Origin of the sequence: Micromonospora sp. NBS 11-29 (assembly GCF_002140155.1) — a bacterium.
Classification (GTDB): domain Bacteria; phylum Actinomycetota; class Actinomycetes; order Mycobacteriales; family Micromonosporaceae; genus Micromonospora.
On the sequence record NZ_NAPR01000026.1, the window covers coordinates 55,969 to 71,410 of the forward strand.

The following is a 15,442-nucleotide window of genomic DNA, read 5'->3' on the forward strand; positions in this document are numbered from 1 at the left end:
ATCCCGGATGTGTCGGCCGCCCGGCCGGTCCTATGGTGCTGGCCATGGCTCCGCTCCGAACGGCCCCTCGGCCGCTGTCCGTGGTCGCCGCGACCGCGGCCGCCACGCTCATCGTGCTCGCCGGGTGTGACACCCTGTCGTTCCGCCGGCTCGACTACGACCAGACCGAACGGACGAAGGTCACCCGGATCAGCGTGGACGGCGGCGGCTCGGGAGACGTGGTGGTCCGGGCCAACGGCCCCGCCGACCAGGTGACGATCAAACGCGTGGTCCGTTACCAGGGCGGCGAGCCGGACAGCCGGTACGAGATCAAGGGCGACGAACTGGTGCTGCCCACCGACTGCGGGCACCGGTGCAGCATCTCCTGGGAGGTGACCGCGCCGCCGGGGGTGGCGGTCCACGGCGGCACCGGTTCGGGCAACGTCGACCTCAGCGAGGTCGGGGCGGTGGAGTTCACGCTCAACTCCGGCGACCTGACCGTCAACGGCGCGGCCGGCGAGGTCCGCGCCTCGACCACGTCGGGCAACATCCGGCTGGTCGAGGCGGCCGGTCCGGTCCGGCTGCGGGCCAACTCCGGCGACATCGAGGCCCGCCGGCTCGCCTCCGCGATCGACGCGGAGACCACCTCGGGCAACCTTTTGGTCGAGCTGGACGAGGCCGCCCCCGCCCGGCTGCACGCCACCAGCGGCAACGTGGACCTGACGGTGCCGCAGGGCCGGTACCGGGTACGGGCCGACGTGCGGTCCGGCGACCTGGACGTGCGGGTGACGAACGACCCGGGCGCGTCCCTGCTGCTCGACGTCTCCGCCACCAGCGGCAACGTCACCGTCACCAGCCGCTGAGCGGGGCCGGCGGCGGGGTCCGCCCCTCGGCGACGGGTCCTCCGGGCGGCCCGGGGGTGGCGGGCGGGCTCAGTCCGTCGAGCGCGTGGTGGACCGTGCGACGGACGGCTCGGCGGGACCGCGTGGCGCCGGCACCCGGGCCCCGGCGCGGACCAGATCGTCCGCCGCGCCGGCCGGGGTCAGACCGTCCGCCGCGCCGGCCGGTGCCGGGCTGGCCGGCGCGTCCGCCGCCCGGTCGGCCGGGGTCCGCCGTGGCTTGCCGGGGACCATTTCCGGGGTACGCCGGGCGGCCACGTCCTCGACCCAGCCGACCAGCAGGGTGACCACGCCGACCAGCACGAAGACCAGCCCCACCCGCAGCCACAGGCCGACCGGGTCGCGGGGCGTCCAGCCGACCAGCCCCACCAGCGGGGTGAGCGCCACCACGAACGGCATGTGCCACAGGTAGACGGTCAGCGCCCGCCGGTTCACCACCGTCACCGCCCGGCCGAGCGCCGGGACCCGGTCGACCCAGGCGGCGCCGCTCGGCGCGCGACCGATCGCCACCAGGATGAACGCGGTGGCCCAGAGCGCGTTGCCGAGCGGGATGTCGTTGATGTCGTAGCCGCGCGGGCCGGGATGGGTGACGATCCAGGCCAGCCCGGCCGCGCCGAACACCGCGGCGACCGGCAGCAGCACCCGGTTGCGCATCCGCCGCAGCAGGCCGTCGTGGTGGGCGAAGCCGAGCAGCCAGGCGCCGAAGTAGAGACCGAACTCACGCAGCACGAGTGGAGGGTTCAGCAGGATGCCGAACTCGATCGCGGCGAGCAGCGCGTACGGGGCGGCGAGGGTGGGCAGCGGCGCGCGGCGGAACAGCCAGAGCGCCACCGGCGAGGCGAGCACGAACCACAGGTAGTCCCGCAGGTACCAGATCGGGCTGAGCGCCAACCCGCCCCAGTAGTTGGCCGGCGGGTCACTGATCGGGAAGAGCCAGAGCAGCACCTTGGGGCTGAACGGTAGCCCGGTGAGCAGCATGACCGGCACGAAGACCGCCGCGAGCACCCAGAGCGAGGGCAGCAGGCGACGCAGCCGACGGCCGACGGCCGGCGCCCCGCTGCGGTCCAGCGAGGCGGCCATCAGCGACCCGGCCAGCGCGAACATCACCGCCATGGCCGGGAACACCAGCGTGAGGGTGGCGTAGCCGGTGACGTGGTAGGTGACGACGCGCAGGATGGCCAGGAAACGCAGCAGGTCGAGATAGCGGTTTCGCATCAGCTCGCAGCGGTGTCCGGGGGCAGAGACAACGCTCTCTACCCTGCGCCGCCATGCGGTGAAACGGCCAGTAACCCGGACCCGACGTGAGATGTCCCATAGGCCGGGCTGATCCCGATCACCGGTCGCCGCCGCGCCGGCCCCCGGTCAGAAGCCGAGCTTGCGCAACTGCTTCGGGTCCCGCTGCCAGTCCTTCGCCACCCGGACGTGCAGATCCAGGTAGACCCGCGTACCCAGCAGCTCCTCGATCTGCCGGCGGGCGGTGGTGCCCACATGCTTGAGCCGACTGCCCCGATGGCCGATGACGATGGCCTTCTGGCTCGACCGCTCCACGTAGAGATCGGCGTAGATCTTCGTGAGGTTGCCCTCCGGGATCATCTCCTCGACCACCACGGCGATGGAGTGCGGCAGCTCGTCCCGCACCCCCTCCAACGCCGCCTCCCGGACCAGCTCGGCGACGAGCACCTGCTCCGGGTCGTCGGTGAGCATGTCGTCCGGGTAGAGCTGCGGCGACTCCGGGAGGTAACCCGTCATCACGTCGACCAGGGTGTCGACCTGGTGGCCGGAGACCGCGCTCACCGGCACCACGGCCGCGAACTCGGCCAGCTCGCTCACCGCGAGCAACTGCTCGGCCAGGGTCTTCCGGTCGACCAGGTCGGTCTTGGTGACCACCGCCAGCACGGTGGCCTTGAGGCTGGCCAGCTCGCCGGTGATGAACCGGTCACCCCGGCCGATCGGCTCGTTCGCCGGGACGCACAGCCCGATCACGTCGACCTCGCTCCAGGTCTCCCGGACCAGGTCGTTGAGGCGCTCGCCGAGCAGCGTGCGGGGGCGGTGCAGGCCAGGCGTGTCGACCAGGACGAGCTGCGACTCCGGCCGGTGCAGCACGGCCCGGATGATGTGTCGGGTGGTCTGCGGCTTGCTCGACGTGATCGCGATCTTGGTGCCGACGATCGCGTTGGTCAGCGTCGACTTGCCGGCGTTCGGCCGACCCACGAAACAGGCGAAACCGGCCCGGTAGGGCCGTTCCTCGGGCGCGGTCACTCGACCACCGTGCCGAGGACGGCGCCGTCCGGCGCGGCCACGTGGATCGGCGCGTCGGCGGAGAGGTCACGGACCGCGGCGTGCCCGGCGCCGTCCAGCGTCGACGCCTCGGTCACCACCACCGCGGCCTCCAGCCGGCTCGCGCCCGCCGCCACCGCCGAGGCGACCGCGAGCTGCAACGCGGTCAGGGTCAGCGACGGCAACGCCACACTGGCCGCCGCGTACGTCCGGCCGTCCTGGTCACGGACCGCCGCGCCCTCCACGGCCCCCACCCGGCCCCGCGCGCCCCGGGCCAGCACGACGAGCTTGCCGTCCTCGGCGCTCAACTCGGCCGGATCGGTGGGGGTGGGCAGGGCGGCCGGTACGGCGGACGACTCAGGCATCGGCGGGTTGCCTCTCCTCGGAAGGGTTGTGGTTGCCACGGGGCTCGCCCGGCTCGCCCCGGCCCGCGCCATCCGGCGCGTCGCCCGGCTCGGCCCGGCTCACCAGGACGGTGTCGATCCGGTTACGTCGACCGGTGGTGCCCTCGGCGATGAGCCACAGGCCGGCCACCTCGGCCCCGGCACCCGGGATGGGCACCCGGCCGAGGGCCTGGGCGAGCAGGCCACCGACCGTCTCCACCTCGTCGGCGGGCAACTCGGTGTCGAACAACTCGCCCAGATTCTCCACCGGCAGCCGGGCGGTCACCCGCACGGCCCCGTCCGCCAGGTGCTCGACCGGCGGACGCTCGACATCGTACTCGTCGGTGATCTCACCGACGATCTCCTCCAGGATGTCCTCGATGGTGACCAGCCCGCCGGTGCCGCCGTACTCGTCCACCACGATGACCAGGTGGTTGCGGGCCGCCTGCATCTCGGAGAGCAGGTCGTCCACCGGCTTGGACTCCGGCACGAACGTGGCCGGGCGCATCAGCTCCGCCACCGGCGTCTGCCGCGCCCCCGGGTCACCCTGCGTGCGCCGGATCAGATCCTTCAGGTAGAGCACGCCGAGCACGTCGTCGACGTTCTCGCCGATCACCGGGATGCGGGAGAAGCCGGACCGCAGGAAGAGCGCCAGCGCCTGCGCGAGCGTCTTGCGCTCCTCGATCCACACCATCTCGGTACGCGGCACCATCACCTCGCGCGCGATGGTGTCGCCCAGCGCGAAGACCGAGTGGATCATCTGCCGTTCGCCGTGCTCCACCACCCCACGCTGCTCCGCCAGGTCGACCAGCTCGCGCAGCTCCACCTGGGTGGCGAACGGCCCCTCGCGGAACCCCTTGCCGGGGGTCACCGCGTTGCCGATCAGGATCAGCAGCGACGCCAGCGGGTTGAGCGCGCGGCCCAGCCAGCGCACCAGCGGCGCGACCACGCGGCCGGCCGCGTACGCGTGCTGGCGGCCCAGCGTGCGCGGCGCGACGCCGACCACCACGAAGCTCACCACCGTCATCGCCCCGGCGGTGACCAGGGCCGCCCGCCAGCCGGCGCCGAACGTGTCGACCGCCACCAGCGCCACCAGCGTGGTGGCGGTCAGCTCGGCGAGCAGACGGAGCAGGAGCAGCAGGTTGAGGTGCCGGACCACGTCGCCGGCGACCGCCTGGAGGGCCCGCGCGCCCCGCGCGCCGTCGCGGGCCAGCTCGGCGGCACGGGCCGGGGAGATCGCCGCCAGCGCCGCTTCGGTCATCGCGATCAGGCCGGCGAGCACCACCAGCCCGGCCGCGAAGACCAGGAGCTGAAGATCGGGCAGGCCGGCGGGGACGCCGGCCGCCGCCACGGTTGCCATCACCGGGACCGGGTCGACCGCCAGCTGGCCAGCAGCCGGGCCTGGAGACCGAACATCTCCCGCTCCTCCTCGGGCTCGGCGTGGTCGTAGCCGAGCAGGTGCAGCACGCCGTGCACGGTGAGCAGGTGCAGTTCGTCGGCGGCGGAGTGCCCGGCGGTGGCCGCCTGCTTGGCCGCCACCTCCGGGCAGAGCACGATGTCGCCGAGCAGGGCCGGTTCACCGCCGGCCGGGGCGCTCTCCCCCGGCCCGTGGTCGACGCTGCCCTCGTCCATGGGGAACGCGAGCACGTCGGTCGGACCGTCGCCACCCATCCAGCGGTGGTTCAGCTCCGACATGTATTCGATGTCGACGAGCAGCACGGACAGCTCGGCGAGCGGGTTGACCCCCATCTCGTCGAGGGCGTGCCGGGCGACGGCGAGCACGGCGTCCGTGTCGACCTCGACACCGGACTCGTTGGCGATCTCGATGGACAACTCTGTCTTCCTCTGGTGGGTTAGCGGCGCCGGCCCGGCCGGCCGCCCTGGGCGGTCCGCCCCGGCACGGCGTGCACGCCCTGCGCCTGCTGGTTCTCCCGCTCGTCCCAGCGGGCGTACGCGTCGACGATCTCACCCACCAGCCGGTGGCGGACCACGTCGGAGCTGGAGAGCTGGGCGAAGTGCACGTCCTCGACGTTGTTCAGGATCTCCCGGACCACCCGCAGGCCGCTGGTCGTCCCGCCGGGCAGGTCCACCTGGGTGACGTCACCGGTGACCACGATCTTGGAACCGAAGCCGAGCCGGGTGAGGAACATCTTCATCTGCTCGGGCGTGGTGTTCTGCGCCTCGTCCAGGATGATGAACGCGCTGTTCAGCGTACGGCCCCTCATGTATGCCAGCGGCGCCACCTCGATCGTGCCGGCGGCCATCAGCTTCGGGATGGTCTCCGGGTCGAGCATGTCGTGCAGCGCGTCGTAGAGCGGGCGCAGGTAGGGGTCGATCTTCTCGTTCAGGGTGCCGGGCAGGAAGCCCAGCCGCTCGCCCGCCTCGACCGCCGGCCGGGTCAGGATGATCCGGTCGACCTGCTTGGCCTGGAGCGCCTGCACGGCCTTCGCCATCGCCAGGTAGGTCTTGCCGGTGCCGGCCGGGCCGATGCCGAAGACGATGGTGTGGGCGTCGATCGCGTCGACGTACTTCTTCTGCCCGAGCGTCTTGGGCCGGATGGTGCGGCCGCGCCGGGAGAGGATGTTGAGCGTCAGGACCTCGGCGGGCCGCTCGGCGCCGCCCTGCTCGAGCATGCCGACGGTACGCCGCACGGCGTCTGTGGTCAGGGTCTCGCCTTTCTCGATCAGTTCGAGCAGCTCACTGAAAAGACGCTCGGCGAGGGCGTTGTCGGCGGGCGCACCGGTGATGGTGATCTCGTTGCCACGCACGTGGACGTCGCTGGTGACCGAGCGTTCGACGAGTCGCAGGATCTCGTCGCCCGCGCCGAGCAGGTTCACCATGATCTTCGGGTCGGGAACCGTGATCCTGGTCTGCACCCGGGGCGGGCCGGGAGGTGGGGTGCCGGTCATAGGTCGGGCCGTGGGGCCCTGCGCCACCTGCTCTCCGATCTCGGTGCCGGGCCCTGCTGGCGCGGCGTACGGTTCCTCCTATCGTATCGGGTCGAACCCGTCCGCACCGCGCCCATTTCCGGTGCTCGACGATCAGTCGCCGGCCCGGAAGTCGTACCCGTCGAAGGCCTCCTGCCGCCGGGTGAGGCGGTAGGTAGCCCAGTGCATCCGGACCACCACGCCGCGCTCGTCCCGGGTCAGTCGGAGCAGTTCGCCGGCCTCCCGACCGGAGACCGTGCGGAACACGTCCGGCCGCTCCGGCAGCGGCGCGAACACCGCCGGCGGCTTCCCGGGCGGGTCGTCCGCGCCCCGGGCCCGCAGCGTCCCGTCGTGCCAGGAGAAGACCAACTCGAACCCCTCGCTCCACCAGCGGCCCAGCAGGCCGCGCAGGTCGGCCGGGGCGGGCCGGCCGGGACGCCACGGCTCGATCTCCGCCGGGTCGTGTTCGACGGCGGCGGCGAGCAGCCCGTGGGCCAGGTCGAACACCTCCACGCCGGTGCCGGACGAGCCGAGCACCGCGCAGCCCATCGCCCCGGGCGTGCCCTCGCCGCCACGGCGGCCGTAGACGGCGGCCAGGAAACCCGGCATCGCGCCGTCGTGCCCGACGTGGGTCACCCGCTCCGGGCGGGGCACCAGGATCAGCCCGAGGCCGAAGCCGGCCGTCCAGAGCGACTCGTCGGTGGTGGTCAGCGGCCAGCGCATCTCGTCGACGGTGGCCGGGGCGAGCACCGCGCCGGTCGGGTCCAACGCGGCCGGGTCGGCCAGGAACGCCGCCCAGCGGGCCATGTCCGGCGCGGTGCTCCAGAGCTGGCCGGCGGGGGCCACCGCGGCGAAGTCGGTGGGCGGCTCCGGGTGGGCCTCGTCGGAGTACGCGTCGACCAGGAAACCGGTGGCCGCCCGCTCCCCCGGCCCGGTGCCGGTGGCGGCCAGCCCGAGCGGGCCGAGCACCCGGTCGGTGAGCACCTCGGCCCAGGTGCCGCCGCGTCGCCGGGCGACCAGCTCGCCGAGCAGCGCCATGCCCAGGTTGGAGTAGTGGAAGCGCCGGCCGGTGGGCAGCACCCGCTCCACCCGGGCCAGGTCGGCCAGCAGCTCGTCGACGCCCGGGGCGCGCAGGCTGTCCCACACGTCGCCGTGCGGCTCGCGTTGCAGGCCGGCGGTGTGCGACAGCAGCCGGCGTACGGTCAGCTCGCCGTGCGCGGGCAGGTCGAGGTGCCGGCCGACCGGGTCGTCCAGGTCGATCAGGCCGTCGTCGCGGCACTGCATGACGAGCACCGCGGTGAAGGTCTTGGTGACCGAGCCGATCCGGAAGACCGTCTCCTCATCGAGCGGCGTGTCGTTGCCGGTGCCGCCCACCGTGCAGGTCCAGAGCGGCCGGTCGGCCCGGTGCAGGGCCGCCGAGACCGCCGGGATCCGGCCCTTCGCCTGCGCCTGCCGCACCATCCGGCCGAGCCGGTCGGAGATCGTGGTCACGGTCAGCGGCAGAGCATCGGGCCGAGCGGCGCCCCGCCGAGCAGGTGGGCGTGCACGTGGAAGACCTCCTGGCCGCCGTACGGGCCGGTGTTGAACATCAGCCGGAACCCGTCCACGGTCAGGCCCTCCTCCTCGGCCACCACGGCGGCGGTGTGCAGCACCTCGCCGGCGAGCGCCGGGTCGCCCTCGGCCAGGGTGACCACGTCCGCGTAGTGCTCCTTCGGGATCACCAGCACATGGGTGGGCGCCTTCGGGTCGATGTCCCGGAAGGCGAGGGTGGTGGCGGTCTCGCGGACCACGGTGGCCGGGATCTCCCCGGCAACGATCCGACAGAACAGGCAATCCATCGCAGCAGTGTAAGGAAGGGCCCCCGGTTAACGCCTCCGGCATAGGAAGGGGCCCTTCTTAACAGCCCGGGGGCGGTGCGGCAGGATGGCCGGCATGGCGGGACGGGCGGTGCTGGTGACGGGGGCCTCGCGGGGCATCGGGCGGGCAGTGGCGCGGGCGTTCGCGGCCGGCGGGGACCGGGTGGCGATCCACCACCGGAACTCCGCCGACCTGGCCGAGAAGCTGCGCGCCGAGCTGCCCGGCGACGGACACGCGGTCGTCCGCGCCGACCTGGCCGACCCGGACACGGTCCGGGTCATGGTGGACGAGGCGGCCCGGCTGCTCGGCGGCCTCGACGTGCTGGTCAACAACGCCGGGGTGTTCGGGCCGGCCGATCCGCCGCACCCGGTCTTCGAGAGCAGCTACGAGCAGTGGCGGGCCCGTTGGCGGGAGGTGCTCGACACCAACCTGGTCGGCGCCGCGAACGCCGCCTGGTGCGCCGCCCAGCACATGCGCCAGCGGGGCGGGCGGATCATCAACGTCTCCTCCCGGGGCGCGTTCCGCGGCGAGCCGGCCAACCCGGCGTACGGGGCCAGCAAGGCGGGGATGAACGCGATGGCGCAGTCGCTCGCGGTGGCGCTCGCCCCGTACGGCATCGGGGTGGCCTGCGTGGCCCCCGGCTTCGTCGAGACCGACATGACCAACGAGCACCTGAAGAGCGAGCGGGGCGAGGCGGTACGCGCCCAGTCGCCGTTCCACCGGGTGGCCCGACCGGCGGAGATCGCGGCGGCGGTGCACTGGCTGGCCAGCCCGGAGGCCGAGTGGGCGTCCGGCACGATCGTCGACCTGAACGGCGCCTCCTACCTGCGCAGCTAGGGCGCGTCGAACCCGGCCCGACGGGGTAGGTACGTCCGGCATGGCCGACACCGAGCTGCTGGACCTCACCGCCGACTACCGAGTGGTCGACGGCCACGACGACGATCCCGTGCTGCTGCGCCCGGACGGCAGCCCGGTCGAGACCTGGCGTGACGACTATCCGTACGACGAGCGCCTCGACCGGGAGGAGTACAACCGCCAGAAGCGCCTGCTCCAGATCGAGTTGCTCAAGCTTCAGGACTGGGTGAAGGACAGCGGCGAGCGACTGGTGATCCTCTTCGAGGGGCGGGACGCGGCCGGCAAGGGCGGCACGATCAAGCGCTTCATGGAGCACCTCAACCCGCGGGGCGCGAGCGTCGTCGCCCTGGTCAAGCCGAACGAGCGGGAGGCCGGCCAGTGGTACTTCCAGCGCTGGCTGGCGCACCTGCCGACCGCCGGCGAGATCGTGCTGTTCGACCGGTCCTGGTACAACCGGNGCGGCAGGCCCCCGACCTGGAGCGGATGCTCGTCCGCTCCGGCATCCGGCTGGTGAAGTTCTGGTTCTCGGTGTCCCGCAACGAGCAGCGGACCCGCTTCGTGGTGCGCAAGGTGGACCCGGTCCGGCAGTGGAAGCTCTCCCCGATGGACCTCGCCTCGCTCGACCGCTGGGACGAGTACACCGAGGCCAAGGAGGCGATGTTCTTCTGGACCGACACCGCGGACGCGCCGTGGACGGTGGTGAAGAGCAACGACAAGAAGCGGGCCCGGCTGGAGGCGATGCGCCACGTCCTGAACCGGTTCGACTACGCCGGCAAGGACGTCGACGTGGTCGGCACGCCCGACCCGTTGATCATCGGCCCGGCGGGGCTGGACCTGAGCCCGGAGGAGCAGCCGGTGGCGGTCTTCCCGCGCCCCTGACCTACCAGCGGCCGAGGCGGGCGGCGAGCACGCTGAGCGCGGCCACCCCGGCGGTGGAGGTGCGCAGGACCGACGGTCCCAGGCGTACGGCGTGCGCGCCGGCCTCGGCGAACGCGGTCAGCTCGGCGTCGGCGATGCCGCCCTCCGGGCCGACCACGAGCACGACCTCCCCGGCCGGGGGCAGCTCGACGGTGGCGAGCCGCTCGTCGGCCTCCTCGTGCAGCACGTAGGCGGCCGCCGCGCCGGCGATCCGCCGGGCCACCGTGGCGGTGGACTCGTCGGGGGCGCCGGCCACCACCGGCAGCCACGGGCGGCGGGCCTGCTTGGCGGCCTCCCGGGCGGTGGCCGCCCACTTCTCCCGCGCCCGTACGCCCCGATCCCCGCGCCACTGGGCCACCGAGCGGGACGCCGCCCAGGGCACGATCTCGTCCACCCCGACCTCGGTCATCGCCTGCACGGCCAGCTCGCCCCGGTCGCCCTTGGCGATGCCCTGCACCACGACCAGCCGGGGCACGGACGCGTCGGCGTACCCCCGGGAGGTGACCCGGACGTCGAGCGCGCCCCGGCCGACGGCGGTGACCACCGCGGCGGCGGTGCCGCCCCGGCCGTCGGCGAGCAGCAGTTCCTGGCCGACGCGCAGCCGCTGCACGGTGGCCGCGTGGTGCCCCTCCGGGCCGTCCAGCGTCATCGTGTCGGCGGTGGGCAGCGCCTCGACCAGGAACAGCGGGGCGGACACCTCAGGCGTGCCCGTTGAAGGCGTCGCGCATCCGGGAGAAGAAGCCGCCCTGCTTGGTCAGCTCGGCGACCTCTTCGCCGCGGGTCTTGGCGAAGTCACGCAGCATCCGTTCCTGGTCGGCGTCGAGCTTGGTCGGGGTGCGCACGTCCAGGTGGACGTAGAGGTCGCCCCGGCCGGTGCCGCGCAGGTGCGGCACCCCGCGGGCGCGCAGCCGCAGCGTGCTGCCGGGCTGGGTGCCCGGCTTGACGTCGACCACCTCTTCGCTGTCCAGCGTCTTGATGGTCAGCCGGGTGCCCAGCGCGGCGGCGGTCATCGGCACGGTCACCCGGCAGTGCAGGTCGTCGCCCTTGCGGGAGTAGACGTCGTGCGGCCGCTCGTGGATCTCGACGTAGAGGTCGCCGGCGGTGCCGCCGCCCGGGCCGACCTCGCCCTGCTGGGCGAGGCGGATCCGCATGCCGTCCTCGACGCCCGCCGGGATCTTCACGGTCAGCGACCGGCGGGTCCGGACCCGGCCGTCACCGGCGCAGGTCGGGCAGGGGTGCGGGATCGTGGTGCCGTAGCCCTGGCACACGGTGCACGGGCGGGCGGAGACCACCTGGCCGAGGAACGTCCGCTGCACCGACTGCACCTCGCCCCGGCCGCCGCACGCCTCGCAGGTGGCCAGGTGGGTGCCGGCGGCGGTGCCGGCGCCGGAGCAGGTGGTGCAGAGCACCGCGGTGTCGACGGTGATCGGCGCCTCGACGCCGAACGCGGTCTCGTTGAGGTCGAGTTCCAGCCGCAGGATCGCGTCGGCACCGGGCCGGGTACGCGGCCGGGGACCCCGGCTGCCGCCCGCCGCGCCGCCGAAGAACGCGTCCATGATGTCCTGGAAGCCGACGAACGGACCGGCGCCGCCCGGGCCACCCGCGCCCGCGCCCCCGCCGCCCGGGGCGAGCGGGTCGCCGCCCAGGTCGACGATCTGCCGCTTCCGGTCGTCCGAGAGGACCTCGTACGCGGCGTTGATGTCCTTGAACTTCTCCTGTGCCTCCGGGTCCGGATTGACGTCCGGGTGGTACTGGCGNCGAGAATGCCGTAGTAGTCCCTGGCCACTGGGTTCGGTGTCCTCATGTTCGTCTCGCGTCTCGCCGGTCGTCGGCCGCAGCCGGCCGTCGGCCCTGACTGGTCAGTTCTGTGCCAGCAGTTCGCCCACGTAGCGTGCCACGGCCCTCACCATGGCGATGTTGCCGGGGTAGTCCATCCGGGTCGGCCCGAGCACCCCGAGCCCACCGACGATCGTGGCACCCGGGCCGTACCCGGTGCTGACCACCGAGGCGGCCCGCAGGTTGTCGATCTCGTTCTCGTCGCCGATGAGCACCCGGGTGGTGCTCGGCTCCGTCTCCCCGATCAGCTTGAGCAGCACGACCTCCTCCTCCAGCGCTTCGAGGATGGGGCGCAGCGAGCCCTGGAAGTCGAGCAGGCCGCCACGGGTGAGGTTGGCCGTGCCGGCCAGCGCGATCCGTTCCTCGTNCTCGGCGAGCTGGCTGCCGACCAGCTTCTCGTTGACCAGCCGGCGCAGGTCGGTCACGTCGTCGGCGGGGACCGGGGCGGGCAGCTCGACCAGCCGCTGCTCGACCCGACCGGTGTCGGCGATCATGACGACCATCAGCCGGGTGGTGGAGATCGGCACCAGTTCCAGGTGGCGCACCTTGGACCGGGCCAGGCTGGGATATTGCACCACGGCGACCTGCCGGGTGAGCTGGGCCAGCAGTCGGACCGTGCGGTGCACCACGTCGTCGAGGTCGACCGCGCCGACCAGGAAACGTTCGATCGCCCGGCGCTCGGCCGGGCTGAGCGGCTTGACCCGGGAGAGCCGGTCGACGAAGAGGCGGTAGCCGCGGTCGGTGGGCACCCGGCCGGCGCTGGTGTGCGGCTGCCGGATGTAGCCCTCCTCCTCCAGCACCGCCATGTCGTTGCGCACGGTCGCCGGCGAGACGCCGAGCTGGTGCCGCTCGACCAGGGCCTTGCTGCCCACCGGCTCCTGCGTGGCGACGTAGTCCTCGACGATCGCGCGCAGCACGGCGAGCTTGCGGTCGTCGAGACCCATGTCTCCCACCTCCTGACCCGGCTGGCACTCGACTGTAGCGAGTGCCAGTCTACGTCGGCACCCCCACGGACGCGATGATCAGAGATCCGGCGCGGTCCGACGCGTCGGGGCGGGGCCGCGCTGGTGCCGGTTGCCGGTGGGACCTACCGTGGCGTCCATGACTGAACCTCCTCGCCCTCCCGGAGCGGGGGACCCCGGCCCCCAGCCCGATCCGTTCCCGCCGTCGGCACCCTACGGCTCGTCGCCGACCGATGAGCCACCCACCGCACCACTGTCCGGGGCACCGGGCGGGGGCGGCTATCCCCCGCCCGGTGGCTATCCGCCCCCGGGTGGCTACCCACCGCCGGGCGGCTACCCACCGCCGGGTGGCCAGCCTCCGCCGGGCTACGGGGCACCCGGCGCCGGCTACCCCGGCGGCGGCGCGTACGGCCCGCCCACCGGGTACGCCAACAACGACGACAAGACCTGGGCGCTGGTCGCGCACTTCGGCGGCGCGGCCGGGATGCTGATCGGCGGCGGGGTGCTGGGCTGGATCGCGCCGCTGGTGGCGCTGCTGGCCCGGGGCAACCAGTCCCCGACCGCCCGGGCGCACGCGGTCGCCGCGCTCAACTTCCAGCTCGTCTGGTCGGTCATCGCGCTGATCGGCTGGATCCTCACCTGCATCCTGATCGGCCTGGTGATCGGCTTCGGCGCCATGATCGTGGGCATCATCTTCGGCATCCTGGCCGGGGTGAAGGCCAACGAGGGGCAGCTCTACCGCTACCCGATGTCGGCCAACCTGATCAAGTGACCCGCTCCGGCCGGTCCCGCTCGGCGGGGCCGGCNNCCGCGTCGGCCAGCAGCCGGCCGCGCAGGGTGAGCACGGCCCGGCCGGCCGCGTAGGCCCCGTCGTCGAGCAGCCCGCCGGCCCGGGCCCGTTCGGCGCCGGTCCGCCCGGCGTCGTCGAGCACGTCCAGCGGCAGCCCGGAGGCGAGCCGCAGCCGCAGCATCACGTCCTCCATGTGCTGTTCGTCCGGGGTGAGCCGTTCCCGGGCCAGCGCGGGCGACGCGCCGTCGGCGAGGCGCTGCGCGTACGCGGAGGGGTGCTTGACGTTCCACCAGCGCACCCCGCCGACGTGGCTGTGCGCCCCCGGGCCCAGGCCCCACCAGTCCGCGCCGGCCCAGTAGAGCAGGTTGTGCCGGCACCGGGCCGCCTCGGAGCGGGCCCAGTTGGAGACCTCGTACCAGGAGAAGCCCGCCGCGTGCAGCGCCGCCTCCGCGGCCAGGTAGCGGTCCGCCGCCACGTCGTCGGAGGGGTACGGCAGCTCGCCGCGGCGCATCCGCGCGGCCAGCCGGGTGCCGTCCTCCACGATCAGGGCGTACGCGCTGACGTGGTCCACCCCCGCCTCGACCACCCGGGCCAGCGAGGCGGCGAAGTCGTCGGCGGTCTCCCCCGGCGTGCCGTAGATCAGGTCCAGGTTCACGTGGTCGAACCCGGCGTCGCGCGCCTCCACGGCGGCGGCGGTGGCCCGGCCCGCGCTGTGCCGCCGGTCGAGCACGGCGAGCACCCCCGGCGCGGCCGACTGCATGCCGAGCGAGATCCGGGTGTAGCCGGCCACCCGCAGCGTCTTCAGCGACTCCGGCGTGACCGACTCGGGGTTGGCCTCGGTGGTCACCTCGGCGTCGGCGGCCAGCCCCCAGGTGCGGTCGATGCCGTCGAGGATCCGGGCCAGGTCGTCGGCGGGCAGCAGGGTGGGCGTGCCGCCGCCGACGAAGACGGTGTCCACCCGGGGCGGCGGCGAGTCACCCAGCACCCGGGCGGCGAGCGCCAGCTCGGCCAGCACGGCGTCGGCGTACGACTCCCGGCTCGCCCCGCCACCCAGCTCGGCCGCGGTGTACGTGTTGAAGTCGCAGTAGCCGCACCGGCTGGCGCAGAACGGGACGTGCACGTACACCCCGAAACCGCGGGCGCCGACGGCGCGGCGGGCGGTGGCGGGCAGCGACCCGTCGCGCGGGACGGGCTCGCCTTCTGGAAGGACGCCGGGCATGGCCACTAGTGTGCCCGGCATGACCTCTCCGGACGCTCTCGTGCGGGTCGCCACGACTGCCGGGGTGACCACCCTCACCCTCGACAGCCCGCACAACCGCAACGCGCTCTCCACTCCGCTGATGACCGAGCTGCTGGCCGGCCTGGCCGCCGCCGTGGCCGACGACGCGGTCCGGGCGATCGTGCTGGACCACACCGGCCCGGTGTTCTGCTCCGGCGCCGACCTGAAGGAGACCGCCGCCGCGTACGCCAGCGGCACGGTACCCGCCGGGATGCTGGGTGACGTGCTGGTCGCCGTGCGGGAGTGCCCGAAGCCGGTGCTGGCGAAGGTGGCCGGGCCGGCGCGGGCCGGTGGGCTGGGCCTGATCGCCGCCGCCGACCTGGCGGTCTGCGCCGAGGAGGCGACGTTCGCGTTCACCGAGGTGCGGCTCGGGGTGATCCCGGCGGTCATCTCGGCGACCGTGCTGCCCCGGCTCAGTCCGCGCGCCGCCGCCGAGCTGTACCTGACCGGTGAGGTGTTCGACGGGCGGCGGGCCGCCGA

At 73.6% G+C, this 15,442-nt stretch carries 15 protein-coding genes and 2 pseudogenes; 5 read left to right on the forward strand and 12 right to left on the reverse strand.

The annotated features are described in order from the left end of the window. Nucleotides 1–44: 44 nt before the first annotated feature. Nucleotides 45–842: a DUF4097 family beta strand repeat-containing protein gene (locus tag B1205_RS26190; RefSeq protein ID WP_254910215.1), complete on the forward strand. Its 798-nt coding sequence runs from the start codon at nt 45–47 to the stop codon at nt 840–842. Between the two features lie 69 nt (nt 843–911). Here B1205_RS26190 and B1205_RS26195 read toward each other — a convergent pair whose 3' ends face one another. From B1205_RS26195 to B1205_RS26230, 8 genes are all read right to left on the reverse strand, one after another. Continuing rightward, nucleotides 912–2,093, reverse strand: a complete 1,182-nt coding sequence (locus tag B1205_RS26195) for an acyltransferase family protein (RefSeq protein ID WP_089158033.1) — start codon at nt 2,091–2,093, stop codon at nt 912–914. A gap of 147 nt (nt 2,094–2,240) precedes the next feature. Beyond that, nucleotides 2,241–3,137: a GTPase Era gene (gene era / locus B1205_RS26200; RefSeq protein ID WP_089158034.1), complete on the reverse strand. Its 897-nt coding sequence runs from the start codon at nt 3,135–3,137 to the stop codon at nt 2,241–2,243. Continuing rightward, nucleotides 3,134–3,520 carry a cytidine deaminase gene (locus tag B1205_RS26205; RefSeq protein WP_089158035.1) on the reverse strand — a complete coding sequence of 129 codons (387 nt, stop codon included), beginning with the start codon at nt 3,518–3,520 and terminating at the stop codon, nt 3,134–3,136. The genes era and B1205_RS26205 overlap by 4 nt, the downstream gene beginning before the upstream one ends. Beyond that, entirely contained in the window at nt 3,513–4,922 is a 1,410-nt protein-coding gene (locus tag B1205_RS26210; protein ID WP_176308807.1) for a hemolysin family protein, read from the reverse strand. The genes B1205_RS26205 and B1205_RS26210 overlap by 8 nt, the downstream gene beginning before the upstream one ends. Further along, nucleotides 4,898–5,371 (reverse strand): rRNA maturation RNase YbeY, encoded by a 474-nt coding sequence (gene ybeY / locus B1205_RS26215; protein WP_089158037.1) that lies wholly within the window; start codon nt 5,369–5,371, stop codon nt 4,898–4,900. The genes B1205_RS26210 and ybeY overlap by 25 nt, the downstream gene beginning before the upstream one ends. A 20-nt stretch (nt 5,372–5,391) precedes the next feature. After that, a complete protein-coding gene (locus B1205_RS26220; protein WP_089158038.1) occupies nt 5,392–6,447 on the reverse strand; it encodes a PhoH family protein in 1,056 nt (351 codons plus the stop codon). Between the two features lie 132 nt (nt 6,448–6,579). Then, nucleotides 6,580–7,956, reverse strand: coding sequence for a serine hydrolase domain-containing protein (locus B1205_RS26225; RefSeq protein ID WP_089158039.1), 1,377 nt, complete (start codon nt 7,954–7,956; stop codon nt 6,580–6,582). A 2-nt stretch (nt 7,957–7,958) separates the two neighbouring features. Then, a complete protein-coding gene (locus B1205_RS26230) occupies nt 7,959–8,303 on the reverse strand; it encodes a histidine triad nucleotide-binding protein (RefSeq protein ID WP_089158040.1) in 345 nt (114 codons plus the stop codon). A gap of 94 nt (nt 8,304–8,397) precedes the next feature. Between B1205_RS26230 and B1205_RS26235 the strand changes: the two genes are divergently transcribed. Beyond that, nucleotides 8,398–9,159, forward strand: coding sequence for an SDR family NAD(P)-dependent oxidoreductase (locus B1205_RS26235; protein ID WP_089158041.1), 762 nt, complete (start codon nt 8,398–8,400; stop codon nt 9,157–9,159). Between the two features lie 40 nt (nt 9,160–9,199). Next, nucleotides 9,200–10,056, forward strand: a pseudogene (locus B1205_RS26240) (polyphosphate kinase 2). A 1-nt stretch (nt 10,057) separates the two neighbouring features. On the opposite strand, the gene B1205_RS26245 reads toward B1205_RS26240, so the two are convergent. From B1205_RS26245 to hrcA, 3 genes and pseudogenes are all read right to left on the reverse strand, one after another. Continuing rightward, nucleotides 10,058–10,792 carry a 16S rRNA (uracil(1498)-N(3))-methyltransferase gene (locus tag B1205_RS26245; protein WP_089158042.1) on the reverse strand — a complete coding sequence of 245 codons (735 nt, stop codon included), beginning with the start codon at nt 10,790–10,792 and terminating at the stop codon, nt 10,058–10,060. 1 nt (nt 10,793) lies between these two features. Next, a pseudogene (dnaJ, locus tag B1205_RS26250) lies at nt 10,794–11,864 on the reverse strand (molecular chaperone DnaJ); the annotation flags it as partial. A 90-nt stretch (nt 11,865–11,954) separates the two neighbouring features. Further along, nucleotides 11,955–12,875 (reverse strand): heat-inducible transcriptional repressor HrcA, encoded by a 921-nt coding sequence (hrcA, locus tag B1205_RS26255; RefSeq protein ID WP_089158043.1) that lies wholly within the window; start codon nt 12,873–12,875, stop codon nt 11,955–11,957. Between the two features lie 157 nt (nt 12,876–13,032). Here hrcA and B1205_RS26260 point away from each other — a divergent pair, with 157 nt between their 5' ends. After that, entirely contained in the window at nt 13,033–13,665 is a 633-nt protein-coding gene (locus B1205_RS26260) for a DUF4870 domain-containing protein (protein ID WP_089158044.1), read from the forward strand. On the opposite strand, the gene hemW is transcribed toward B1205_RS26260, so the two are convergent. Beyond that, nucleotides 13,658–14,902 carry a radical SAM family heme chaperone HemW gene (hemW, locus tag B1205_RS26265; RefSeq protein WP_176308804.1) on the reverse strand — a complete coding sequence of 415 codons (1,245 nt, stop codon included), beginning with the start codon at nt 14,900–14,902 and terminating at the stop codon, nt 13,658–13,660. The two genes, B1205_RS26260 and hemW, sit on opposite strands and share 8 nt — an antisense overlap. A 19-nt stretch (nt 14,903–14,921) precedes the next feature. On the opposite strand from hemW, the gene B1205_RS26270 reads away from it, so the two are divergent. Next, a partial coding sequence (locus B1205_RS26270) for an enoyl-CoA hydratase-related protein (protein ID WP_254910216.1) occupies nt 14,922–15,442 on the forward strand: 521 nt, incomplete at its 3' end.